Source organism: Microbulbifer maximicatervae (SeqCode) (assembly GCF_052467955.1).
Map to the genome: position 1 here is coordinate 4187582 of NZ_CP174329.1, position 25223 is coordinate 4212804.

Sequence of the window (25223 nt, forward strand, 5' to 3'; positions counted from 1 at the left end):
GCTATATTGGCACCAATTCCAGCCAAACCTAATCGCAACAAGATATCCTTCTCTATACGATTAGGTCCATTGGATATCAACGGCCAGTGAAAAATGCAATTAAACTAAATACGATATTTGCTGTCATTAGCACATGCTTTAGCATGTCTAGCTTCTCTCAGAGAATTGCCAAACTTATTGAAAAATCTGAAAGCTTTCCTTTCAATGAGACAATAACCCAAGAACAAATTAAAGACTTAGGGTTTAAAAAAGGCAGCTATGATATAGAAAAAAGCAAAGAATACATCAGGTATTATCACGCTCCTGCTTCATCTAAAGACGGCATTCATTACTCAGTCAAATATGACACCGACGGCAAAGAAAGCACCGTTAAACTTGATTTACCAAAAGATGCACTGAAAGAAAAATATTCTGGAACAGTGATTTTATTACATGGGTTCCGATCATCAAAAGAGTTCATGTTATTTTCTGCTCAATACTTTCGCTTTCTTGGATTTCAAGTTGTAGCTCCGGACCTCCTTGGTCACGGGGAATCGAATAGCACCAAAAAATATGGTGTAGGAGATAGTGAAATCATCAATAAACTTATTGATGCACTCATCAGTAAAGGGGACATCAAGGACAAGCCCTTATATATCGTAGGAAACTCTATGGGAGCCTTAACGGCTCTCTATATCTCAGCCATGAGATCTGACTTAAATGGAATTATTTTACTTGCCCCAATGGTCCCTTTTGATCAAGCCGTGTATAACTACGGTAGGCTCAATCATCCCATACTTAGCCGGGTTATACCCGAAAATAAAATTCGAAAAGGAGCAAATCTGGCTCTGGAGCAGTCTGGTATTGAACCGAGTGATACCAATATACTTCCCCTTCTCTATTCTTCCAAGCTCCCCATACTGCTAATATCTTCCCCCTCGGATCTAATTGCACCCTATGGTAATTATATAGCTTTAGATCAATCAAATATTAATTTGGTGAAAATTCCCAATAGAAGCCACCCAAGCATATCGACCATTGGAAATATTGAACACGAAGCAATTATCAGCTGGCTTAATAAACTGTAAGATATTTACGCGATCCAAGAATTTCTCAGCTTTAAGGATAAATCACAAAGTCACCCTTAAATAAGCGCATAGATTTATCAAATCTAATTGATCATCTGCCTCGGTGAAAACATAATGATAGCCATACCCAGCATTGCTACAGCGGCACCACTCACATCCCAAACAGTGGGTTTAACACCGTTAACCAGCCATAACCACATTATTGAGGAAAAAATATAAATTCCCCCATAGGCGGCATACACCCGGCCCGCTGGAGCCGGATGCAACGTCAATAACCAAGCAAATATCGCCAAACTTATACCGCCAGGTACTAGAAGCCAAATACTCTTGTCCTGCTTTAACCACAAGTAAGCCGTGTAGCAGCCTATTATCTCTGCAAGCGCCGTAGCCAGGAACAAAGCTATAGTTTTTATTTCAAACAGTAGCATGAACGTCTAGGTGTTTAGCTATTTACCGGACAAACATTTTCAAGACGCATTGTGAAGGCTCTCTTCATGTATGAAAATTGCTCGATGGTCTCCATATGCTTACTCAGGGAGTTTCTTGCACGTGTGAATTTTCTCTTTTCCGCCGCATTCATTCCCTCGTTAAACATATATAAACTTTGCAGTGGCTCCATGGCAGTTTTCTCTGTGCGATAAAAAACATCATCAGACATCGCCAAATCAACCTTATCCCGTATGGAGCCGTCCGGCATAATTTGCACGGATACGCTGGGAACGTAATTTGCAATAGGGCCCTCAAAGTTAAGAACGGTGGATTCCTTCTCACTCAATTTCTTCGCCACATAAACCTTAAGCTTGTTATTGCGCACTTCCAATTTTACAAACGGTTTAATAATTTTAAACTTCTCCTTATCCTCCTCGAATAGTTTTACAGAGGCCTCAAGCATTACCAGGCTTTGAGTATTGATAAAGCGTTCATATTCTTCCAAGTGGCACGATGCCTGTACACCACTACTCAACAAGAAACATAGACTAAAGGCTAATCTTTTCATTGATCTAAATATTATCCTTAATATTTGATAAATTGATCGCCTCAAACATCAACTGGCGCACTGGTTAACCCAGCACAGTTTAGACCTCATTGGCATCACTATTAGCCAGTGATTGCGCTTGAAACTTTCTTACGATAAAAAATACGTACCCTGCTTCTTTTTCCGATTAATTTACGCCACTAATAGTAAAAAAGGTGAAGCTGGTACAGCTTCACCTAACGGGTTTAGTCACTAAAAAATCCTGATCTCTGCGGAAGTTAGTCCCTACCGATAATCCGACAGTACTACCGGCGGCAGTTCAGTGGCCTCTGACATCCACTCTTTTACGCTGTCACGCGCCAGCAACCGGTCTATCCACTGTTTAGTAAGCGGCCAGGGCTGCAAATTTGGGGCGTGGGAGAAAATTCTTATCACTGTTGGTACAAAGGCTAAATCTGCCAGGGACAAAGCACCCATCAAGTAAGGGCCACCACTTTGCTCAAGCTCTCCTTCCCAGGCGGCAAATAAGCGCTCCGCATCCATCTCTTCTTCGGGGGTCATTAGACGTTTATCTGGATAAAATGCACTTTCAAAGGATAGGCGTGGACACAACCCGGACAACCCGGAATGTTGCCAGCTAAGCATGGCCCGGGCTCGGGCCCGCATCAATGGATCTTGAGGTAACAGTTCACCAGAGCCAATGTCATTGGCATATTCCATAATGGCCAAGGAATCAAAAATAATTATATCCCCCTCTTCCAGTACGGGTACTGATCTCGCAGGGGATAGCTCTCCTATACGCTGTAAATTCTGGAATCGCTGTGGCCGGCGAATATCTACAACCACTTCCTCAAATTGAACTTCCTGTTCACGCAATGCCAACCAAGCCCTAAAGGCCCAAGTGGATGCATTTTTAGTACCCGAGTACAGAACACGAGACATAATTAATCCATTGTTATAGTTGAATTATATTGATCAATTGGGAGCTTCACTTATACCGCTTAACCGCCAAACAATTAGAATATAGCATCAAATTTATTGTGCATTAACAGCACTACGATTCATAGCCATCAATGCCTCATCACAAACAGCTATTTTTTGAATCGCCTCACAAACTTAAAGAAAACCAAAAGGCGACTCAAGTTTAGGCTAACTCTCACTATTCAATTGAATCGCCTAATAGACACAACTTACTACTGGGGTGGAAGGAAAGACTACACCGCACTCGAGACACGCAGTGAATACATCCCTGTAAGCTCCTAATCGGCATCCATGCCTCATAGGGTCCCGAGCGCGGTGTAGTCTTTCCTTCTCCCTTTTTAGTAAGTTTCGCAAATCGCGAAAAAATTCAATCCAGGCAGCTTGGACTTTTAGTAATGGCATCATTAGCGTACCAAATGTTGGTGCCACTACAATCGGGATCAACCGTATCATATAAATCAAAGGAAAGATTAAGTTCAGAGAAATTTCCAGTTATGACATTATTAGTTGAATTCGTGAATTCCAAAACGATACCTCCACCATCATTACTTGATACTAAATTTTGGGAGATTATATTACTGGATGAGCCCTCGATTAGAATTCCTGCTCCACCATTGAATGTAGATATATTATTGAACACATTTGAAAAGCTATCATCTACCTGAATTCCATCAGAGACACTGAGCGATACAACACAAGAAGAGAGAGTATTGAAATCATCATCCATATCAACACCCACCCGACCACTGTTGGTAATTATGCATCCATTAATAATGTTAAAGATACTGTCAATATCAATACCATCGTCAACACTATTAATAAGTTCAGTTCCTATGACCGTGTGATAACCCACACCCTCTATAAAAATATTGTCAAAACAATCATTAATGGCACCGCCAGTCAACACCGCACCTTGGCCCAGGATACGTATTCCAGCACCGCCAAATCCCGCACCTGTAGCACAGGTCACAGAAAAATCTCCCATACTCAAACTGCCTTCAGGACCAACTATCGTAAGGGCATCAGGCTCAGCGGCAGTAAGGTCACATAGTAAATCCTGTGTAAGCACTTCGGCGGTTGCAATAACATCACCACAGGATACCTGAGCGGATACTACAAAAGAGTATGACGCTGTAAATAGCCCCATTACGCCTAATATTAATAACTTAATAACTGACTGCTTAATATCCATGTAAAACCTCTGTCAATATTGTATAAGAGCTGGATTTCCTAGCCTGGGATGCAGACTGCCTCCTTAGTTTGGACGTGACTATTAATTCCGCCATAAGAAAAAGTACCTAAAGTACCAAGCTGCAATCAGCGGAGAAATAGCAAATCGAAGGGGGGGTAAAGTTTCGGGGCACAAAAAAACCCGGCAGGCGCCGGGTTTTTTAAACAAAAGGTAAGGAAATTACTTCAAACCAAGTACTTCTTTACCCTGAATAAAGGTAACGTCAACAGGAATATTGGCTTCGGCCAAACGATCCAAATCAGCCTGCAGTTCAGGGCCAATTACGCCTTTGGTCTCCAGCAATGATTTGGCTTCCTCGTAATCGCCATCACCCTGAATAGTAATGATTAAACGAGACAAGTTGGTCATCGCCTGCTGCATCTTTTCAAAATCAACACTGTATTGACCAGTCTTGGGATCGCGAGTGAAGGCACCCTGCTCCTTAAAGTAGTTAAAGCGCATCATGTTGGCTTTACCATGGGCACTGGCCGCACCAAAACGTACGCTGCGGAAGATACCCGCCAGGAAGGTCACATAGTTATCCATCAACTGGCCATCTTCCAGCTCACCTTTTTCATGTAAGCGGGTAACCATGTACAGACCCAGGATATCAGCCTTACCTTCTTCCAGGGCAGAAGAGGTTTCCTTCAAAGCCTGGCGAACATTATTACCGCCTTCTACGGTCTTTTTAATTCCCAAACCATGGGCCACTTCATGGAACATGGTATTGGCAAAGAATGCCGGGAAGGTAATATTCTTGCGCTGATCTTCTGCAATCAATACATCGCTAATCGGCACCAGGATCTTGTCAAACTTGGCCTGCATTGCATTCTTCAGCTGCAAACGGCGAGTGCCTTTGGCCAGCTGCACTTCCTCATCATTGGGAAGGTTAATGGCAATAGTCTTGGAGCCCGCGTTACTGTGGCCGGCGTAGAAGAGTACATCGTAGGCATTCAAGTCTGAATCAGTACCGGGCTCTTCAGATTTGTATTTTTCCTCAACTGGCAAACCTTTCTGCAACTCGGGCAGCAGAGCGGCAAACTTGGCCAGTTTTTGACTCCACTCTTTGTCTTTCAGCAGGACGTAGGACTCATAAGCGGTACGATAGGCAAACAGCTGGTCTTCATAGTTTTCAATAGGACCAATAACCACATCGATATCATTCTCCTTCATATCCATCCAGGCCATATCACTGGGGCGGAAATTATCGGAGAGAAGTGCATCGGCACGCATAGTGAGGTAGTTAGCAAATTCTTTGCTCTCAGCCAATTCAGCTGCCTGGCGCAGAATGCTGGCCGCCTTATTCAGGTCCGCATTGTAGGCTTCGTTGTAAGGCACCAGTTCGAGACTGCCAGACTCATTGCGGCGTACCAAGGAGTACAAGCCGTCTTTTCCTGCCTGGTCCCATTTCTCGAACTCTTCGCGGGTCATGTCCGCTGGGTAGAAATTAGCACCCAGGGGCTTATCTCCATAACCAACAATAAACGGCTTATTGTCGTTAAGACGGTCCCAGGGGCCATAGTTGATATCGGCAAACTTACGAGCACGGTTGTCTTCAATATCCGGCAGCAATTCCTCAGCTGGGCCGTAGGATTGCAACCAGAACAGGCGATCCATAATCTGGCTGGCGTCGATCAGCAGGCCAATCATTTTGCGCTGGTTGTCGGAGAGACCACTCAGGTTTGCGGTAAGCTCAACAGGTACATAGATATCAAAACGCTTGTCCGCATCTTCTACCTTTTGGCCTGAGGGTACAGGTACAGTCTTGGACTCCACAATCTGCGCCTCAGCTTCCGCTTTGGCAACTTCTTCGGGCTGCTGCTCTTTTTTGGAACAAGCGCCAACAAGGGCCAGTGCCAACACTGCTGCCGCTATCTTGGTAGCCTGAAAAGGAATGGTCATATCGCTCTGCCTATCATTTTTTTGTATCGGCGCCACATTAGTCTGGCTGTAGGGATTTATCAACCGTCATGGCGTAGGCACCTCGGCCGCCTGGGGCTCAGTTCCACGCTCCTGTTGCTGCATACGCCAGAGGGCCGCGTAGTGTCCGTCAGCCTGCATCAATTCCCGGTGGGCTCCCTGCTCGACTATTCCGCCCTGATCCATTACCAGAATGCAGTCTGCATCCACAATTGTGGAGAGGCGGTGAGCGATCACTAACGATGTCTGCTCGCGGGCGATCTCCTGCAGGGATGCCACTATGCCCTGCTCTGAGTGGCTGTCGAGAGATGAGGTCGCTTCGTCAAAGATCATAATCGGAGGCTTTTTCAGCAGGGCCCGAGCGATAGCAACCCGCTGCTTTTCCCCTCCGGACAATTTGAGACCCCGCTCCCCCACCAGGGTATCAGCCCCCTCTGGCAGTTGCTGAACAAAGCCTTCCAGCTGAGCGTGACGGATCGCCTCATCCACCTCAGTATCTGAGGCATCTACACGTCCGTAACGTACGTTGTCCCGGATCGACTGGTTGAACAACACTGCATCCTGAGGCACAACACCAATAGCCCTGCGCAGCGACTCCTGGGAAACACTGCGAATATCCTGGCCATCAATGGAAATGGAACCGCTGTTAGCGTCATAAAAACGAAACAGGAGCTTAAAGAGGGTGGACTTACCTGCACCGCTAGCGCCAACAATTGCCACTTTTTGCCGTGGTTCCACAACAAAGCTGATACCTTTGAGGATCTGGCGATTATCTTTGTAGCCAAACTGGACGTTATCAAACTCAATTCGGCCCTCCATCACAGTGAGGGGGGCCGCCTGGGGAAGATCTTCCACAGCAGGTTTTACCGCCAGTAAAGAGAACATCTTCTCAATATTTGCCAGTGCCCCCTTCATCTCCCGGTACACAAAGCCGAGGAAATTTAGCGGTATAAAGATCTGCATCATAAAGGCATTCACCAATACGAAGTCACCTATGGTCATAGTGCCTTTGGTGACTCCTACCGCGGCAAGAACCATTGCTGCACACATAGCGCTGGCAATAATCAGCGCCTGGCCACTATTTAGGCCAAACAAGGACAGCCTGTTCTTACGCCGGGCCTTCTCCCAACTGGCCAGCTCCCGGTCATAGTGACCGGATTCATGTCGCTCATTGGCAAAGTATTTAACGGTCTCATAGTTGAGCAGACTATCAACTGCACGGCTACTGGCCTGTGACTCCGCCTCATTCAACTCCCTGACAAAGCGCGTACGCCATTCAGTGGCTACCACAGAAAAGCCGATATAAATAATCACTGCGGCCAGCACTAATAGCGCAAATAACCCGCTGTAATTCCACCAGAGCAACCCCGCCACCATAGCTATCTCTACCAGCGTGGGTACGATATTGAAGACCATAAACCGCATCAGGAACCCGATGCCGCTATTGCCCCGCTCGATATCCCGAGAGAGCCCGCCGGTACGGCGGTTCAGGTGAAAATCCAGGTCCAGTTTGTGCAAATGCTGGAACACTTCCAACCCGATCCGGCGCTGGGCCCGCTCAGTGACACGGCCAAAAATCGTGTCTCGCAGTTCGCCAAACAGAGTGCTGGAAAGGCGCACAGCCCCATAGGCCAACAGCAGCCCCAAAGGTAATGCCACTGCCTGGGCCATACCCCCAGCACTATCCAGGTCATCGACAATATGTTTGAGCAAAAATGGCAGGGTAACGCCCGCAACCTTGGCGCCAATCAGGCAGAGGATCGCCAAGACTACGGCGCGGCGGAACTCCAATAAGTAGGGGAAGAGGGTTTTGAGTGCACCCCAGTGCACCTCATCCAAAGAGACAGTGGATTTGGGTCTCGGCATAATCTATCCAGGAGGAGGAAACAGGCGCCCATTATAATTCGTAGATTAGATTTATATAGACGCTTACTCTCAAATGGGGAAGAGATGTATTTCCTTATAGGATCTACCTTCTAAACTCATAAAGACACAGTAAGCCGCCAGACTTAATTATATTGCTTCAGAAAAACCCCAATTGGCGAAACCTTATAAACCCTGAAGTTTGCCCAATAAAATTACGGCCCGGTTATAGCTAAGCCTTACAATAAAACTCGTGTGCAATTCCCTTGCAAGGTAGCTATTTATTATTTTTTCCTGCTCGCCCAGAACTGTTTATCTATTAGGGTAGTTTAACGGTGACATTCTCATACACTGGGAATTAACAATACTGAATTATCAACCTCTAAACATATAGAATGAGATTCTTCGTCTATTTCTTTAACAAGAAGAATTATTTAAGCCCGCCTTTCTTAACTTGTAAAAAACAGCATATCTGAACCAATCTTTAAGCAACGTCAGTTAAGTCGGCGGGCCACTATATAAGTAACTTTTTATTCATCTTATCAAGTTAACATAAGGGGAATATGCGAATATTGTGCATTATTCCCCCTAACCCAACGAGTTCCGGGAAAGATAGCTCTGCCTGGTCCAAGACCAACCTCAGCATAAGTTAGAAATCGGTTACCTTTTTTAACCCTTAGCGTCCACTCTTGCGCAGCTAAATGGTTAGGATTTGCTCTCGAATCTGGGCCATGCCCCCAGACAGACCACCTGAAGGCAGTGCAGCTCCACTCGTACTTGAATCCAGCAAATGTTCTGGGGCCAGGAACATAAACATCCTGAGTACCCAGGGGAATTAACGCCCCCAAAGCCTCAACATCAATATACCCTTCAACTGCATCCTCAAAATCCTGTTCCGTTGGTACATTCAACCCCCGGGGCACTACCAATGTAGAGAAATTGACCATTGGCATATTAAATCCTCCTTAATTTATTTAAATCAAACCTCGTGTAAAAACATGAAAACTAAAGACCTGTCATTTATCACTTAGCAAACCCGAAAACAGATTTATTTTGAGTCAAACAACCTTATTCCTGGATAACGAAAACAACTTTATGCTTAGCCCCAGCAAAGAACCATTAAAAAAAATATATCAACCTGATAGATATTTACCGGCATGAAAACAATCTACGGATATGTCGAGACCTACTAACAATTTATTACACTAGAAACCAAAAGAATCACGCCATCCCGTCGACGGGCAAAGCATATGGCACTATTTATGTCGAATAGAGCCTCAACCGACAAAGCTGAGGCCTACCCAACCAACAGAGAGAATCAAATAAATTCAATTAATTTAATTTCAGCAGCAGAATTAAAAACAACCTCTTAAAACTACTCTTGCATATTACCAATCATGTAATTCATAATTTCATCTTGATCGTTAACTAGGTTTTCTATCAAGTCAAGATGATCCCGATTATTCGCTAATTTGAAATAACAGGGGTTATCCATTTTTAGCATTTTCTCTTGATATTCTTTCGTCTGCCGAAAAAACTCTGGCGTATCAAATTCAGGCACAATTAGATGCAGCGGGCATTCAGTTGTGTCAATACCCGGCTCTAGCAGCTGGGGGCTTACCTTTTCGGCAGATTCCATCGACATATTAATGGCGTCATTGACAAAACTATTGACCAGTGGCCGAATGTCAAATAGTCCTGCCAGGGAAAATGCACCTTTAAACTTACTTTGAGCAGATGCCGGTACACCAAATTGACTCCAATCCGTTTGATGCAACAGTGCTACCAGTTGACCACCTGCCGAATGCCCCACAAGATACACAGATGGAGCCCCTCTTTCTTCAGCCTCATTCAGCACGCTCGCCATTGCCCACTGCATCTGTAAGACAATAGACTCCATTGGAGTATCATTTTCCCAATCCGGGGCCATACGGTAACCCGGCATATAGACCGCAAACCCCTCTTTATTAAAAGGCTCGGCCAGAAAAGAAAACTGCTCTTTTGAAAACCACTGCCACCAGCCACCGTGAATATAAATTACGACCGGTGCATCCTCAGCAACTTCGTCTGACCTGAAAACATCCATCGAGCCAGCTAAATCACCTTCCCCAAAATTGACAGTTTGCAAACCGCCCTTAATCGCGTTGCGATATGCCGAGCTACGACTACCAGTAAACTCAGCATGAGAAGGCAGCAGCAGATCGGTTGGAAGGCGGCGGGTCCACAACGTTGGGTTATATTGCTCGTCCGTTTTCTCACGGGTAAAGCTATTCCAAAATTCACTCACGGCTAGCTCCCTTACTTTTCGCTAGGATTTATAGCTTCGAACTGGTCATCACGCAGTAGCATAGTACCGTCCTTCTGTAGGACCCAGAGCTCACGAGTGATGACACCTTCTGCGTTGTTCATTTTCCAATTACTTGAGAGTACGGTTGAGACTTCATCCACTACTTCAATTTTTGCGCCAATATAGGTCACATCTGCAAAACCCTGATCTACCAGATTTTGCCAGAAAGCTTGTATATTCTTTCGACCTTCGAACTGGCCAAAGGGTTTGGCAGTCATCTGAGCCTGCTCTTCATACATGGATGCACACCCAGCTGCATTGCCACTATTGAAGTAAGACTTCCACTGTTCACTGGCAGCTTTTGTTTTCTCAATCAGAATGTCGCTCATATCAAAATCCTCTTCTGTAATAGGTAACGACCTTGTGCCTATAGATTGCCCCATAGCCATGGTTGTGATAAACATCCATTAATTGATATTAGTGTTTAGGAAAATTAAACAATGAAGCCAAGCCTGGAGGATATGCAGGTATTCCTAGCCGTTGTAGAGGCGCGCAGCTTCACACTGGCAGCCGACCGCCTGGAGCGGACCAAATCGGCAGTAAGCCAAGCAGTTACCCGGTTGGAGTCTGATATCGGCACCCGCTTGCTTTACCGCAGTACCCGCTCCCTATCTCTCACCGAGGCCGGCTCAGAGTTTTACGCCCATTGCCGGGAGATCAAAGATATTTATAACTCAGCAATAGCGGGTCTTAGGAATAGCGGCGACAAATTGGCGGGCTCCCTATCTGTAACAGCACCTCACGCACTGTGCGAGCCAGTAATTATTCCTGCAATCATTAAGCTGGCCGAACAGCACCCGCAACTGAGAATCAGGCTGTTAGCCAATGACTCACCCATGGATTTGATTGAATCGCAGGTAGACCTGGCCATTCGCGTAGGCAGCCTTGCACTTCAATCGGCAAAAGTTTCAAAGTTGGGATTGTTAGGAGAAAGTCTCTACGCCAGCCCGCAGCTTATTGAAAAGCTATGTGGCATTCCCTCAGACCTTACTGAACTACAAAATTGGCCGCATATCGCTAATGATTGGCAGGGCATGCCATTAAAGTATGAATTGAAAAATGGGATTCAGGTAAAGGCCACGCCTAAGGTTCGCTGTAACTCCCTACACGATATAGTACAGTTAACCGAAGCCGGAATTGGGATTGCCAGGTTGCCCGATATTATCGCTCGAAAAAAAGTGGATACCGGCACACTTTGTCCAATAACATCTGTTGCCGCTGCGCCCATCCATTATATGCATCTATTTTCCAAAAGACCGCCAACAAAAGTTCAGACTTTTATCAAGGCTATCAAGTCCCAATTGCAAATCTGTAGTAAAAATTAATAGTAGAGAAAGGTTTAGTCTATTTATAACTATCAAGATAACCTCATAGCAGCCCAAATAGACCTGCATTTGAAACTTTAGAAATTCACTCTACAGGGAGCTACCTGCAGCCTGTTAACTCAATAGGTACAAAGGGGGGGGTGTTCATTTCACAAAGAAATACAAAGAGAAATTTGTCGCGTGGACCGAGTAGATATTTTAACAGGCAACTCCATATTTAAATGACCAGAGCTGCAAGCTCCAGTCATTTAAACAACTGAGTTCTAACCCAGCCTTCAATGCCAATCAATTGCAGCGGAAATACTTAAACGTAGAATCCTGGGTATAACGTACCAGTACCTTTCCGCCAGATGTCAGAGAGTACACCTCCTCTGACTTCCAAGCTTCTCCTTCACCTTGCATATTGAAAACCAGATGAAGATTGCCATCACTCTGGCTAGCAGACATCAACTGGCCTGAAGACTCCGTAAATTGAATACGACTATCCGCCAGAGTCATCGAGTCGGCCGATGAAGAAGCGTTACAGGATTCCTCGGTTCCAGCCCATTGTCCCTGATACTTAGGAGGTACAGTGGACATTGCACAAGCCTGGATTAATCCGATTCCCAGCAACACACAGAAAAAAGAGAGAGATCTCATTCAAGCAATCCAATAACGTATATAATAAGAAAAATTAAGGATATAAGAACCTTACAGTATATCTAGTGCTTACGTCTCAAATAAATCCCACCATTAGCTAAAACCGTGAAATAGTCACCAAACGACAAAGGATTTTAGGGCTTGGTATTGCTTCACTTTACACAAACAAACACTTCCCGATTTTATTAATAATTCTCTCAAGGTTACTTACAGGATTCCGGGTTAGATAACGGGTTTTGATTAATACTCAATTAATATCCTAGGTGCGCCCCCAAAAACCATCACTAGAAACTATCCTCTTCAATAGCTACTGGCGATAAAGGTCAAGGTGAAGAAATGGATGAGATTCAACAGCTAAAAGATCGACTAGCGATTAGTGATCTACTCGCCCGTTATACATTAACTATCGACAGCAATGATGCCCGAGGCTGGGCCTCATTATTTACACCCAATGGCCGATTTGAGCATGGCAATATTATGATTCGGGGAAGAGAAAAACTGGAGCGCTACGCAGCGGTTCACAGCAAGTTGGGAAGCCGGCATATTACAAGCTCCCCCCTACATTTTATTTCTGAAGATGGGCAATCCGCCTCAGGGAAAGCAACGACCGTAGAAATCATAGCAACACGATCCGGCTATCGCATTTCTGCTGTTGGAGAGTACCGGGACAAACTCGTTAAAATCGATAATAACTGGTTAATCGAATGTCGACGAGGAGAAGAAGTTAAACTTCCTGAAGCCCCTGATTTCCCAATCCTCAGCGCCGACCCTGATGCCGGAAAAATAATGAAAATATTAATCGATGCTTGGGATGACTTAGGTGAGCCAATACCTGAACCTCCCCCAAAATAAAACTAAATCCTATTTAGTAAGCTGAGCTAATTAAGTGCACGCAGCGGCACATCATCCCGGCGCCCTATTGATGCCCCTAATATTTTTACTAAAAATTCGGTTAATACCCCTGCAGTAAAGCCCCAGATTTCATAGTTTTCATACATATACGCCGGAAGGTATATTTCCTGGTTATCAATAATAATACGATCAGTGCGAATACGCGGGTCTGCAAGAAAGAAAGACAGGGGGACTCGAAATACCGCATCCAATTCTCCTGGGTTTGGGAACAATTGGATATCCGGTGAAATTATCCCTACCCAAGGAGTCACATGTACTTGCCAGCGGGTAGTGCGAGGCCAAAGGGGACCCAGTACGCGCACGTCATCCATAGGTAGGCTGACTTCTTCTTCCGCCTCACGCAAGGCGGTAAATTGAAGCGATGGGTCTGTGGCATCCCAGCGCCCCCCAGGGAGAGAAACTTCACCGGAATGTGTGGAGAGATTTGCAGAGCGCTTAGTTAGAATTACTTGAGGGTCCGGCTCTTCTGTCAGGGCAATCAGTACTGCGGCATGGCCTTGCAGGTCAGGTCCTGCCGGAACCCTTGCTTCCAAGTCCTCAATTTGCCCTACGATTTTCTGTTCAATAATCTCTAGCATAAATCTGTGCCCTGCCCCGATCGCTGCGGGGGCTCCATAACATTCATCATACCGTTTTTCAGCGGTAACACTGAGCGATATGCCACAATATCCATTTGTGACTTACCACCCTACCACACAATCAACAGCTTGGCTCAGGTGGATTCAGACCCACCATTCGCGGTCTTATCCTCATCAATTTTGGGGGTATAGCCCCCTTTCAGCTTTTCCCGCACCGTTTGCACCAAGGCGTAATACACAGGCACTAGCAAAGTGGCGAAGAGACTCGCAGCCAACATACCGCCAAAGACCACCAGCCCCAGGGAAACCCGGCTCACTGCGCCAGCACCGGTGGCGACCAGTAGTGGAATTACCCCTAAAATAAAGGACATGGCCGTCATTAATACCGCGCGGAATCGCAGGCGCGTAGCCGATAGAGCCGCATCCGCAATAGACCGACCCTTATCGCGTTCCACGCAGGCAAACTCTACTATCAGAATCGCACTCTTTGCTGCCATCCCAATCAGCAATACCAAACCGATCTGCGTATAGAGATTGTTGATAGACCCCGCGATAAATACCGTAAACATAGCGCCACCAATCGCAATGGGGACGCACAACATCACTGCAAAGGGGATAGTCCAGCTCTCATATTGGGCGACCAAAAACAAGTAGACAAATATAACGGCCAAAGAGAACAGGATTGGGGCCAGATTACCCGCGGTCACCTCCTGTAAGCTGATCCCCGTCCACTCGTATCCATAACCTTCTGGCAACTTTGATGCCAAGTCTTCCATAGCATCCATTGCCTGGCCACTGGAATACCCTGGTGCCGGTGATCCATTGATAGTGACGCTGTTATATAAGTTGTAACGGGTTATTGTTTGTGGCGCGACCACCGGGGTAATAGTTGAGATAGAAGTCAGCGGTACCAAACCGCCACTATTGGCACGAACATAAAAACCAGCCAGATTTTCCTCTTTATCGCGAAATTGAGCATCGGCCTGAGCGATTACACGAAAGACCTTTCCATATAGGTTAAAGTCATTGATGTAATAGCCACCCAAAAAGGTTTGCAACGTTAAATACACATCCGGCAGGGGGACCCCAAGCACATGCGATTTTTCTTTATCCACCTTTAATTCAAGCTGCGGTGTAGCGGCCTGAAAACTGGTAAAGGCCTGGGAGATTTCACTGCGCTGATTGGCATTGCCCAGCAGGTCAAACAAGACCTGTGACAATTCAGTAATACTGCGCCCCTGTAGATCTTCGAGTACAAATTCAAATCCACCAACAGTGCCAATACCCGGAAGTGGTGGAATGACAAACGGCAGCACTTGCGCATCGGGAATTGCAGATAATTTTTTCTGTACCCGATCCATAATGGCAAACTGGCTATCTTCTCTATTCGTGCGGTCATCCCAGGGTTTTAGCACAGCAAACATCATTGCCGTATTGGAAGAAACACTGCTGGTAAGCAGGTTGTAACCGGGCACACCAACCACATGAGCCATACCTGGCTCTTCCATTAGAACATCGGTCACTTGATTGACAATGGGTCCGGTTCGCTCCAGGGAAGATCCATCTGGCAACTGCACGTGCAACATAAACGTGCCCTGATCTTCATCGGGAATAAAACCGGTGGGGATTCGGGTAAAGAGCAAATAACAGAATAATAAAATCAGAATAATTGAGGCGATACCGATAAGCGGTATTTTGATACAAGCCCTCACCATTCCCACATAAAAACCTGTAGAAATATGCAGAGCTTTATTAAAGAAACCAAAAATACCGGTCTCCTTAATACCGGCAACTTCCCCGTCTTTACTCGGCTTTAACAAACTGGCACAGAGAGCCGGACTTAGTGTGAGTGCATTCAGGGAGGAAATGGCCACCGCCATTGAAATGGTGACAGCAAACTGCTGATACATTTTTCCCGTAATTCCCGGCATCAACATTACCGGGACAAAAACTGCAAACAAAACAAGGGTAGTAGCAATAACGGGGCCGGTAACTTCACGCATGGATTCCAGCGCGGCTTCCTTTGGCGGGAGGCCATCAGCCATTAACCGCTGGGTGTTTTCCACCACGATAATCGCATCATCTACCACTATGCCTATCGCCAGAATTAAGGCAAACAATGTGATGGTGTTAATCGTCATCCCAAATGCCAGCATTAAGGCAAAGGTGCCTATCAGGGATACGGGAATAGCAATGGCTGGTACCAGCGTAGAGCGCCAATCCTGCAGAAACAAAAAAACCACCAGGATTACCAGTATCAGGGCAATAATCAGGGTTTCCACGACTTCTTTAATTGACGCTTCTACAAACAAGGTGGTGTCGTAGAGAATCTCCGCTTCCAGCCCATCCGGGAAGCGCTTCGACAACTCAGCAACCTTGGCCTTAATGCCATCGGCCACTTCGATCGCATTTGCCTCGGGCAGCTGGTACACCCCTATCACTGCTGAAGCCTGGTTATCCAATTGCCCATAGGAAGAGTAAGATTCACTTCCCAGCTCCACCCTCGCCACATCCTTGACTTTTACCATGGCACCATCGGGCTTGGCGCGGATGGTGATGTCCTCAAACTCGCTGGGAGATACCAAGCGCCCCTGCACCAAAATATTGTATTGGAACTGCTGATCTTGGCGGATCGGTGGCGCCCCGATCTGACCGGCAGCTACCTCTACGTTCTGTGCCTGCACAGCAGAGATAACATCCTGGGCGGTGACATCTAACGAGGCCATCCGGTTGGGGTCGAGCCAGAGGCGCATGGCGTAATTGCGCGAGCCAAAAATAACAACACTGCTCACCCCCAGCACCCGCGCCAATTCATCTTTTAAATAAATCTCGGCGTAATTTGCCAGAAATAATTCATCAAACTTTTCATCTGGGGAAAACAAATTGACTACTAGTAACAGCGTGGTGCTCTGCTTGGAAACTACCACCCCATCCCTTTTCACATCCTCAGGTAGCTGGGGAGTGGCCTGCTCCACCCGGTTCTGAACATTAACCTGGGCGATGTCATCGTCGTAGCCAGGCTTGAATGTCACTGTGAGACTGTAGGAGCCATCATTGCCACTGGTGGAAGACATATAATCCATGCCCTCCACACCATTAACTTGCGACTCAATCGGCACAGCCACACTATCGCGCACTACTTCAGCGCTGGCACCGGCAAACGTGGCAGCGACATTGATGGTCGGTGGCGTTATTTCAGGGAATTGCGACACCGGTAATTGTGGCAAGGAGAGTATCCCTGCGAGGGTGATCAATATGGAAATAACAAAGGCGAATCGTGGCCGCCGGATACAAAAGGCACTAATCATGGGCAGCGACAGCTATTTGTAGTCATCGTCATGCCCCTCAGATTCAGGGCTTGCTGGTGCCGCTTCCCCATCAATTACCGGTAGCTCTCTCTCCCCTTGACTATCTGTAGAGCCAGATTTCGCCGCAGAACTACTACTTTGCTCGGCGGGAGGGGCTGGTGGTGCTTCAACATCGTAGGGGTTTCTAGGGGTGTTTTGCGGCGTCACCGGCTTTCCTGCGACAACCCTCTGCAAACCATTAACGATTACAGATTCACCGGCGACAAGCCCGCGATCTACAGCCCACAACTCCCCTTCCCTCTGCCCCAAGGTCAGGTAGCGCTTCTCCGCAATATTATCTTTGCCCAAAACAAAGACATAACGGCCCTGCATATCCTCCATGACCGCTGACTGGGGTACCAGCGGCCTCAGGGCGTCATTGCCGGTGTAGACACTTATGGAAACTCGGGCAAACTGGCCCTGTACTAATAGTTGGCCTGGATTGGGAAACAGGGAGCGCACCGCTACCGATCCGGTATTGGGATCGATCTGATTATCGATAAATACGATTTTGCCCTTATGGGGGTAGTAATTGCCGTCGGGTAACTCAATGCGAACATCCAGGCGAGTGGGACTTAAACCCTCTCGCTGTCGCCTCTGGGAATCCACCTGCACCGCATAAAGTTGCTCTTCTGGCACTTCAAAGAGCACATAAATGGGATCCATTTTTACGATGGTGGCCAGGGGATCGGTGCTTGGCCCCACCAGGGAACCCACTGGAAATTCTGTACGCCCGATTCTTCCAGTGAGTGGCGCGTAAACTTTGGTATAAGAAAGATCCAGTTCAGCGCTTTGAACTTTGGCGCGATTGGCATCGACTTGGGATTCCGCTTCCTCAAAATTACCTTCAAGCTCATCCATCTGTACCTGGCTGATAGCCCCAGTGGCCACCAAGCGTCGGCCACGCTGGAAGTTCCGTTCAGCAACTCTCAGGGAGGCTTGGGATTGTTCCAGAGTGGCGCGCTGATTCGCCAGTTCAGCAATAAAAGGGCGCGGGTCAATTTCAAACAGTAACTGCCCTTTCTGGACGGTTTCCCCCTCGGTAAAATTGCGGCTCTGGATATACCCTTGTACTCGTGGGCGGACTTGATATTCATCAGTTGCCTCTACCCGTCCGACGAATTCAAAGCGGGGGATAACAGGCTCCTCCCTAACAACCAGTACTTCTACTGGCGGGGGAGGTGGCGCCTTTTCCTCTTCGCCTTTACCACCACAGGCGCAAAGGGCAAGGAGCGCTAGTCCGAGCAGAAAAAAACGCGCCATCGCAGGGTAGATACCGCCTTTATACTTCAACATCACTAACAACTATAGGCGTCAACCGGTCCGGAAGCTGGCGCTCAAATCTCGCATAGGTATACTGACGCCATGAAATTTTGCAGCCAATGCGGCAGTAACGCCGTAACACTTTCCATTCCCAAGGGCGATGACCGCCCCCGCCACATCTGTGGCAGTTGCGGCGCCATTTACTACATCAACCCCCGTGTTATTGTCGGAGTTGTCCCTTACGTTGGCGACAAGGTGATGCTGTGCAAGCGCGCTATACAGCCACGCCTGGGGCTCTGGACTCTGCCTGCCGGGTTTATGGAGAGTGGCGAAACTAGCGAAGAGGGCGCCTTGCGGGAGTCCTGGGAGGAAGCCCGGGCCAGTATCCGCGTGGACGAGCTCTACTCCGTCTACGATATTCCCCATATCAATCAGGTCTACATGATGTACCGGGGTGAATTGACCGATATGAATTTCGGACCCGGGCCTGAATCGCTCGAAGTTGAGCTATTTCGCGAAGATGAAATTCCCTGGAGGGAGATTGCATTTCCCATTATGCACCGCACTTTGGAGCACTATTTCGAAGATACCCGTATCGGGCAATACCAGTTACACCGCGGTGTCATCAATCGAAAGCTGTAAACCACTTTACTTAGTTTGTTAATGACCCTGCATTAAAAGGATGTTTGCATGAAATACTTTCCAATGCTCGGTGCCTTGTTACTGGTAGGCATTGTCCTGCCTATGATTTTACCGGGCCCAGATGGCAAACCCATCATGTCACCCTCCGACTGGCTGCCGCAAAAACCGGATATTTCAGCGATTCGCGAAACCGGTGAGCGAGCTATGCAAAGTGTGCGCGAAACCACCCAGGAATCAGTGTCAAAAATTGAAGAGCTGGCAACTTCCAGCGGGCTTGTATCTCAAGGGGATTCTGACAAGCAAACATCTGAGGTTTTTACCTGGAAAGATAAAGATGGGAACTGGCACTTCTCAGACACCGTGCCGGAGGGGTTGGATTCACACGTGCGTATTCACCGCGTCAAGCCTCTAAATACAGTCACTGCCAATGACCCAATTGACTTGAGATCCGACTCGACCGTTGAAGACAGTAGCCCCGCTGAAAATAAACTGCCGACCCATCACACCAGCGTTTCAAAATTACTGGAAGATGCGAAAGCGATCGAGCAAAAAAGCCACGAACGACAAAAGGTACTCGATAGCCTTTAAGAGACCCCTGCTTTATTTAAGCCGGCACTACTGCAGCGATCATCCAATCGCCAGAGGTCAAACGCCGGTTCTTCATAGGGGTGGGCTGCTCGCATTGCATCGAGAGCAGCATCCACCAGCTCATCGGCACAGACCATCTCCACGCGGTATTCCATCACAGTCTCGACCTGGCCCGACTGACCAATAAATGGCTGACTCCCATCCAGCGGCCTGAACTGCCCCTCTCCCAGAACTTGCCAACAACAACTATCGTAGTCGCCAATACGTCCTGCGCCCACGGAAAATAGCGCTTGCTTTACCGCTTCCAAGTGAGACTCGGGAATATAAACACAAAGTTTATACATAAATAATCGTCCTTCTCTTCCCCAAAAAACAAAGAGGCCTCTTGGGCCCCTTTGTTTACCGGCAGAGTATTTTTAAAACATCATAGTCATTAACTTGCGCTGGAACTGAGTGGCAACAGGGTCGCCAGCACCCAAACTTTTTACAATATCTAGGAACGTCTGCTTGGCAGCACCATCGGCAAAGCCCATGTCTTTACGCAAAATATCCAGCAATAATTCCAATGCTTCTTCATGGCGGTTGGCTTGGCTGTACTGCACGGCCAATTGATAAGCAGAATCGCTATCCGCAGGGTTTTCTTCCAGCGCCTTTTGCAGAGCCTGAATTTCTGGAGTTTCCGCTGCCTGTTGCTTCAGCTCCAATTGAGCCATCAGCTGCTGGTATTCCGCGTCCTGATCTGCCAGCAGAATTTTACTGAGCACAGTCTCCGCTTCCTGGGCACGGTTTTGGTCGAGCAAGATAGCAGCCAGTTGTTTGGCGATATCAGTGCGTTCAGACGATTCCGTATAAGCCTGACGCAACAAAGGCAGGGCTTCCGCCACTTTATCTTCACCGATTAACGCCTGTGCCTGCTGCAACTTTATGTCCCAGGGTTTTGGCAGATACTTATCCAGCATCTCACGAATCTGTGTCTCTGGCTGCACACCGGCAAAGCCATCTACCGGCTGGCCATCTTTTAAAACCATTACCGTGGGCAAGCTGCGTACACCCAGCTGACCCGCCAGCATTTGCTCGGTATCTGCATTGACCTTCGCCAATAAAAACTGACCGCTATACTCATTGGCCAGTTTTTCCAACACCGGCATCAACTGCTTGCACGGCTCACACCAATCGGCCCAAAAGTCCACCACTACCGGGCGCTTCATGGACTCTTCAATCAGAATTTGCTGGGCGTTCTCTGCCGTTACATCGACAATAAATTCGTTCACATCCTCTCCTAGACTAAATCTGGGTATTTCTATTCTCAGGGGCCTCTAGCGGTAGAGCAGCTCCGCTCCATAGGCCAGTTCCAGGGACTCCCTCTCAAGCTTGCGAAGCCCCTTAACCACCAGGCCATATGAGCGATCTACCATTCGCTCAATCTCATAATCGGGCACTGTGCCATCCAACAACACCGTATTCCAGTGTTTCTTGTTCATATGGTAACCCGGGATAACACCGGAAAAGATGTCCCTTAACGCCTGGGCTTCATCGGGATCGCACTTGAGATTACTGGCGTCCACCCCGCGGTAACAGCTTAAGGTAGCAAACATACGCCCCTTAATCTTAAATACCGCTACATCCGGGCCAAAAGGAAAATCCTCGATAGCTTCCGGTCGCGATAGTAAATACTCTCTCAAAGTGCCTTTCTGCATGATTACCAATCCAGGGATGACGGCAGGCGCGGCGAGGATAATAAACGGGTAAAGCGCTGCCAGCGCTCTTCATTATTTTGACTGCCCTGCTCTACATAATCAGCAACCAGTGTCTTACCCCAATTGTAATTAATTACGTAGGCGCCGTAAGCATCTACAAAATCCTTCCGCTGTGCCGCCTTGGCAGGGCTCATCAAGGTATATTTCTCAAACAACGCAGGTACCTGCGCGCCCTCAATTTCCCCGTCGATATACTGGCGGGCAATCTCATTGCCGGCAAAGCCCAACTTATCTACCAGGGCCATTACCTGCTCATACTTTTCCGCCGTTTTCGGATCCAGGCCAGCTAGGGGGTAGAGAACTTCCATTTCAAAGCGGGTTTTCTCTTCACCGGGGAAAGTCAGCTCAATCCCGTAGTTTGCACTTCCTTCGGCAATCAGTGACTGTGGACTGAAAAGCGGGTAAACGCTGTACTCTGCCCAACCCCGTTCCTTGACCAGAGTTTGCTCCAACAGCGCGTTATAAGTGTGATGCCCCGGATACCCTTCGTGACACCCCAGATCAATAGCCCTATCTATCGTAATAGGCAGGCCATTGTTCACCTGTATAAGACTGTGCGAACGCCCCTTATACCAGTTGTAGCCACTCCAGGGTTTGTCGCTGACATACTCCAGAACAAAGCTCTCATCCGCTGGGAGCGATACATACTGCTTAGTGCGCGCGCGGCATTCTTTAATGGCAGCATCAAATACGGCTTGAAGGCGATCAGCAGGAATTTCATAAGCTTTGCGGAAGCTGGCTACCCTCTCACTCAAGGGCTGCTCACCTGGGAGTAATGCTTCCAACTCCTCCAGCATGGGTTCAAAACTTTCCAAATCCTGCTGTGGGGGCTCGGTGTCGTAGAGGGTTCGAGCTTCATTGGCGAAGCTTCTCGGGCTCTTTCCTGCCAGACTACGAGCATGGAACACCAGGGCCCACAACTGTGTCTTCAGGTAATGCATACGCAGGTTTTCGATAGACCCATCGCCGTCGATTACCGCTGGCAGCTCTGCCAGTAAAGATTCACCGCGCCGGGCAATATCTGCAGCGCTCGCCTTACTCTTGGTGGCAGTTTCACGCAATTCAGCCGGACCGTAATAGGCATCGACATAGCTGTCGTCATGATTTCCCAGTTCAAGTACTAGAAGGACATAAGCCTGGGCCAGACTATCCATCGCACTAACTCCATTATCGGATTTGGGATTGGTTGTAGTCGATTGATTATCAACCCCGACTTCAGAATCGGCTTTTTTATTAGCTGTAGTTTGGCCATCACAAGCCCCGAGCAGAAGGGAAATAGCCAGCACTGGTAGCGCCTGTGCCAGTGTTCTCAAATACATAATTCTTATTTCTCTCACGTACATTAACAATGGGAACTGGAGACTAATGGAATCAGGCCCCTCCAGGACCGAGGGGCAGTGACATCAGGAACGCTAAAACAACTTAACCCTGGCGGCTGGGCTGCTGTTCTGCGTCTTCCCCTTCCCCAAGGCTATCGCTGCCACCTTCATCCAGGGGCTCCCCCTCCCCATGAACTTCAAACTCATCGGCCACCGGAGCTTTGCGCAAAACCAGGAACCCCGCCACCCCAGCAATTACTGATGCCAGTAGGATACCCGCTTTAGCTTGGATCAACAGCTCATATTCAGAGCTAAAGGCCAGCTCGGCAATGAAGATCGACATAGTGAAGCCAATCCCGCCAAGGAGTGCAACACCGACAATATGTTGGAAATTGGCGGACTTAGGCAACTTGCCCCAGCCAAGCTTCCAGCCAATCCAAGTGGCGCCAACGATACCCACCAGCTTGCCCACAACCAAGCCGGAAATGACCCCTAGGGTGACAGGGTTTATCACTGCCGAAGAACTGGTAAAACTACTAAAGGGAATACCGGCGTTAGCCAATGCAAAAATAGGGATTATTACGAAACCCACCGGTGTGTGCAGGCGGGTTTCCATGCGCTGTAGCGGCGATTGCGCCAGGTTGACGCCATTTCCCAGCGCCATCACTCGGGCGCGCAACGCATCGTTAGCAATAATCTTATCTCCTGGACGGAAACAGCGGTCAAAGCTGCGAATAATATCCTTTACAAAGGTACTAAAGGCCACCGGGTCATATTTGGGTTTGGCCGGTAGTGCCATTGCCGTAATCACCCCCGCAATAGTCGCATGTACCCCCGCCAGGTAGAACTCATACCAGAGCAGCACACCGACAAATACATAGGCCGGAGAACTGCGAACCCCCGCCGCTTTAAGCAGCCACATAATCACTACCAGGCAACCCGCCGCAATCAGCGCGGTGATATTCACCTGTTCGGTATACCAGATTGCAATCACTAAAATTGCGCCCAAATCATCCACAATGGCTAGTGCAACCAGGAAAGTAACTACCGCACGAGGCACCCGATTCCCCAAGAGGGCAATACAGCCAACAGCAAATGCTATATCCGTGGCCATGGGAATGCCCCAGCCGCGTTCTGCACCACTATCCGCATTAAAAGAAGCGTAAATAAGTGCCGGCACCACCATTCCGCCAATTGCCGCCATCACCGGAAGTACAGCCTGGCGAAGGTCGGACAGCTCTCCCACCATAAATTCGCGCTTTAATTCCAATCCCACCAGAAAGAAAAAGATCGCCATCAAGCCATCGTTGATCCAGTGATGTAAGGAGAGAGAGAATTCCCAGTTTCCCGCGCTGAGGCTGATGGGCATGTGCAACAGGTGCTTGTAAGCCTCCTGCAAAGGAGAGTTGGCAATAACCAACGCCGCCAGAGCTGATAGCATCAACAAAATACCACTGCTACTTTGGCGATGGATAAATTCTTCAAAGGGAGTAACCAAGCGCCCAAAGGCACCCTCAAGTGGCGCCTCAAAGACCTTTCCCTTGCGAATTTTGAACTTATCCAGAACGCTTTTTGCCATCAGCTAACATCCTCCTTACTAAAGATTAGTCCCACAATTTGCGGAGCCGCACTTCTACCTGCTGGAGCCAGAGGTTAGCATGGGCCCTGTATTCTCAATTATGTAAACAGGATTGCACCGCGAAACATGACCCGATTGGATCAACTGCTTGTACAGAGAGAGCTGGCAAACTCCCGCACCCATGCAAAGAAACTGATTGATGCCGGAAGGGTCATGGTATCCGATGGCGGTACCCTCCAGCCCGCGCGCAAGGCCGGGCAGAGCATTCCGGAAGATTGCGCCCTTGAGGTCACCCCCCTACCGGAAGACCAATATGTTTCCCGAGCGGGCCTAAAATTGGCCGCCATCCTCGACCAGACAGGACTAAACCCCTCTGGGTGGCACGCGCTGGATGTTGGCTGCTCTACTGGCGGTTTTAGCGACTGCCTACTTCAACGGGGAGCAGCATCAGTTGTCGGTGTTGATGTTGGGCGAGATCAGTTGGCGCAGAAGTTACTGGATGACCCCCGTATGCACCTATTTGAAGGGGTAAATGCACGCCACCTGGAAGCTTCCCAAATCTCCCCCCACGGAGACGCAGGTTTTGATGCCATCGTTATGGATGTTTCTTTTATTTCCCAAGCACTCATTCTGCCGCAGTTACCCGCCTTGCTTAAACCTTCGGGGCAACTCTTAAGCCTGGTTAAACCGCAATTTGAAGTGGGCCCGGAGGGGATCGGCAAAGGTGGTCTGGTGCGTGATGCCAAATACTACCCGGAGGTGCGCGAGCGCATCACTGCCTTATGCGAAAATTTGGGACTGGAGGTAAAAGAGTATATTGACAGTCCAATAAAGGGCGGCGATGGCAACCGGGAGTTTTTACTTTGGGCCACTCGGCATCCACGCTAAC

The 25223-nt window shown here is 48.1% G+C and carries 23 protein-coding genes; 6 read left to right on the forward strand and 17 right to left on the reverse strand.

Features of this window, described 5'->3' with window-relative positions:
- The first annotated feature begins 86 nt into the window (after window positions 1-86).
- Window positions 87-1067 (forward strand): alpha/beta hydrolase family protein, encoded by a 981-nt coding sequence (locus ACJJI5_RS17995; protein WP_444898203.1) that lies wholly within the window; start codon window positions 87-89, stop codon window positions 1065-1067.
- A gap of 83 nt (window positions 1068-1150) precedes the next feature.
- Here ACJJI5_RS17995 and ACJJI5_RS18000 read toward each other — a convergent pair whose 3' ends face one another.
- From ACJJI5_RS18000 to ACJJI5_RS18035, 8 genes are all read right to left on the reverse strand, one after another.
- Window positions 1151-1489 (reverse strand): YnfA family protein, encoded by a 339-nt coding sequence (locus ACJJI5_RS18000; protein WP_444898250.1) that lies wholly within the window; start codon window positions 1487-1489, stop codon window positions 1151-1153.
- Between the two features lie 20 nt (window positions 1490-1509).
- Window positions 1510-2064, reverse strand: a complete 555-nt coding sequence (locus ACJJI5_RS18005; RefSeq protein ID WP_445354836.1) for a hypothetical protein — start codon at window positions 2062-2064, stop codon at window positions 1510-1512.
- A 264-nt stretch (window positions 2065-2328) separates the two neighbouring features.
- A complete protein-coding gene (locus ACJJI5_RS18010) occupies window positions 2329-2985 on the reverse strand; it encodes a glutathione S-transferase family protein (protein WP_445354837.1) in 657 nt (218 codons plus the stop codon).
- Between the two features lie 406 nt (window positions 2986-3391).
- Window positions 3392-4216, reverse strand: coding sequence for a right-handed parallel beta-helix repeat-containing protein (locus tag ACJJI5_RS18015; protein WP_445354838.1), 825 nt, complete (start codon window positions 4214-4216; stop codon window positions 3392-3394).
- A 219-nt stretch (window positions 4217-4435) separates the two neighbouring features.
- Window positions 4436-6157, reverse strand: coding sequence for a DUF8614 domain-containing protein (locus ACJJI5_RS18020; RefSeq protein ID WP_444912390.1), 1722 nt, complete (start codon window positions 6155-6157; stop codon window positions 4436-4438).
- A gap of 66 nt (window positions 6158-6223) precedes the next feature.
- Entirely contained in the window at window positions 6224-8041 is a 1818-nt protein-coding gene (locus ACJJI5_RS18025) for an ABCB family ABC transporter ATP-binding protein/permease (protein WP_445354839.1), read from the reverse strand.
- 1372 nt (window positions 8042-9413) lie between these two features.
- Window positions 9414-10325: an alpha/beta hydrolase gene (locus ACJJI5_RS18030; protein ID WP_445354840.1), complete on the reverse strand. Its 912-nt coding sequence runs from the start codon at window positions 10323-10325 to the stop codon at window positions 9414-9416.
- 11 nt (window positions 10326-10336) lie between these two features.
- Window positions 10337-10714: a Cif family virulence factor gene (locus ACJJI5_RS18035; RefSeq protein ID WP_413664820.1), complete on the reverse strand. Its 378-nt coding sequence runs from the start codon at window positions 10712-10714 to the stop codon at window positions 10337-10339.
- 111 nt (window positions 10715-10825) lie between these two features.
- Between ACJJI5_RS18035 and ACJJI5_RS18040 the strand changes: the two genes are divergently transcribed.
- Window positions 10826-11710, forward strand: coding sequence for a LysR family transcriptional regulator (locus tag ACJJI5_RS18040; protein WP_445354841.1), 885 nt, complete (start codon window positions 10826-10828; stop codon window positions 11708-11710).
- 285 nt (window positions 11711-11995) lie between these two features.
- Here ACJJI5_RS18040 and ACJJI5_RS18045 read toward each other — a convergent pair whose 3' ends face one another.
- Window positions 11996-12349 (reverse strand): hypothetical protein, encoded by a 354-nt coding sequence (locus tag ACJJI5_RS18045; RefSeq protein ID WP_445354842.1) that lies wholly within the window; start codon window positions 12347-12349, stop codon window positions 11996-11998.
- A 336-nt stretch (window positions 12350-12685) separates the two neighbouring features.
- Here ACJJI5_RS18045 and ACJJI5_RS18050 point away from each other — a divergent pair, with 336 nt between their 5' ends.
- Window positions 12686-13201, forward strand: coding sequence for a nuclear transport factor 2 family protein (locus ACJJI5_RS18050; protein WP_444898211.1), 516 nt, complete (start codon window positions 12686-12688; stop codon window positions 13199-13201).
- A gap of 26 nt (window positions 13202-13227) precedes the next feature.
- Here the strand turns inward: ACJJI5_RS18050 and ACJJI5_RS18055 are convergent, their stop codons facing one another.
- The 3 genes from ACJJI5_RS18055 to ACJJI5_RS18065 form a co-directional block, all read right to left on the reverse strand.
- Window positions 13228-13839 (reverse strand): CoA pyrophosphatase, encoded by a 612-nt coding sequence (locus ACJJI5_RS18055; RefSeq protein ID WP_444906063.1) that lies wholly within the window; start codon window positions 13837-13839, stop codon window positions 13228-13230.
- A gap of 134 nt (window positions 13840-13973) precedes the next feature.
- Window positions 13974-17147 carry an efflux RND transporter permease subunit gene (locus ACJJI5_RS18060; protein WP_444912383.1) on the reverse strand — a complete coding sequence of 1058 codons (3174 nt, stop codon included), beginning with the start codon at window positions 17145-17147 and terminating at the stop codon, window positions 13974-13976.
- A 12-nt stretch (window positions 17148-17159) separates the two neighbouring features.
- The gene (locus tag ACJJI5_RS18065; RefSeq protein WP_413664814.1) at window positions 17160-18482 is read right to left on the reverse strand and encodes an efflux RND transporter periplasmic adaptor subunit; all 1323 of its coding nucleotides are present in this window, start codon (window positions 18480-18482) and stop codon (window positions 17160-17162) included.
- A 69-nt stretch (window positions 18483-18551) separates the two neighbouring features.
- Between ACJJI5_RS18065 and ACJJI5_RS18070 the strand changes: the two genes are divergently transcribed.
- Both ACJJI5_RS18070 and ACJJI5_RS18075 read left to right on the forward strand, forming a co-directional pair.
- Window positions 18552-19091 (forward strand): NUDIX hydrolase, encoded by a 540-nt coding sequence (locus ACJJI5_RS18070; protein WP_413664813.1) that lies wholly within the window; start codon window positions 18552-18554, stop codon window positions 19089-19091.
- Between the two features lie 48 nt (window positions 19092-19139).
- Window positions 19140-19679: a DUF4124 domain-containing protein gene (locus ACJJI5_RS18075; protein WP_444957021.1), complete on the forward strand. Its 540-nt coding sequence runs from the start codon at window positions 19140-19142 to the stop codon at window positions 19677-19679.
- Here ACJJI5_RS18075 and ACJJI5_RS18080 read toward each other — a convergent pair.
- The 5 genes from ACJJI5_RS18080 to nhaA form a co-directional block, all read right to left on the reverse strand.
- On the reverse strand, window positions 19676-20023 hold the full coding sequence (locus tag ACJJI5_RS18080; RefSeq protein WP_444957020.1) for a YqfO family protein: 348 nt from the start codon (window positions 20021-20023) through the stop codon (window positions 19676-19678). The two genes, ACJJI5_RS18075 and ACJJI5_RS18080, sit on opposite strands and share 4 nt — an antisense overlap.
- 72 nt (window positions 20024-20095) lie before the next feature.
- Window positions 20096-20950: a thioredoxin gene (trxA, locus tag ACJJI5_RS18085; RefSeq protein ID WP_445354843.1), complete on the reverse strand. Its 855-nt coding sequence runs from the start codon at window positions 20948-20950 to the stop codon at window positions 20096-20098.
- Window positions 20951-20995: 45 nt separating this feature from the next.
- Complete coding sequence (locus tag ACJJI5_RS18090) at window positions 20996-21376, reverse strand: MmcQ/YjbR family DNA-binding protein (RefSeq protein ID WP_282931699.1); 381 nt, start codon at window positions 21374-21376, stop codon at window positions 20996-20998.
- 2 nt (window positions 21377-21378) lie between these two features.
- Window positions 21379-22755 carry a hypothetical protein gene (locus ACJJI5_RS18095; protein ID WP_445354844.1) on the reverse strand — a complete coding sequence of 459 codons (1377 nt, stop codon included), beginning with the start codon at window positions 22753-22755 and terminating at the stop codon, window positions 21379-21381.
- Window positions 22756-22858: 103 nt separating this feature from the next.
- Window positions 22859-24334, reverse strand: coding sequence for a Na+/H+ antiporter NhaA (gene nhaA / locus ACJJI5_RS18100; protein ID WP_413664807.1), 1476 nt, complete (start codon window positions 24332-24334; stop codon window positions 22859-22861).
- A gap of 126 nt (window positions 24335-24460) precedes the next feature.
- Between nhaA and ACJJI5_RS18105 the strand changes: the two genes are divergently transcribed.
- On the forward strand, window positions 24461-25222 hold the full coding sequence (locus ACJJI5_RS18105; protein ID WP_445354845.1) for a TlyA family RNA methyltransferase: 762 nt from the start codon (window positions 24461-24463) through the stop codon (window positions 25220-25222).
- Window position 25223 lies beyond the last annotated feature (1 nt).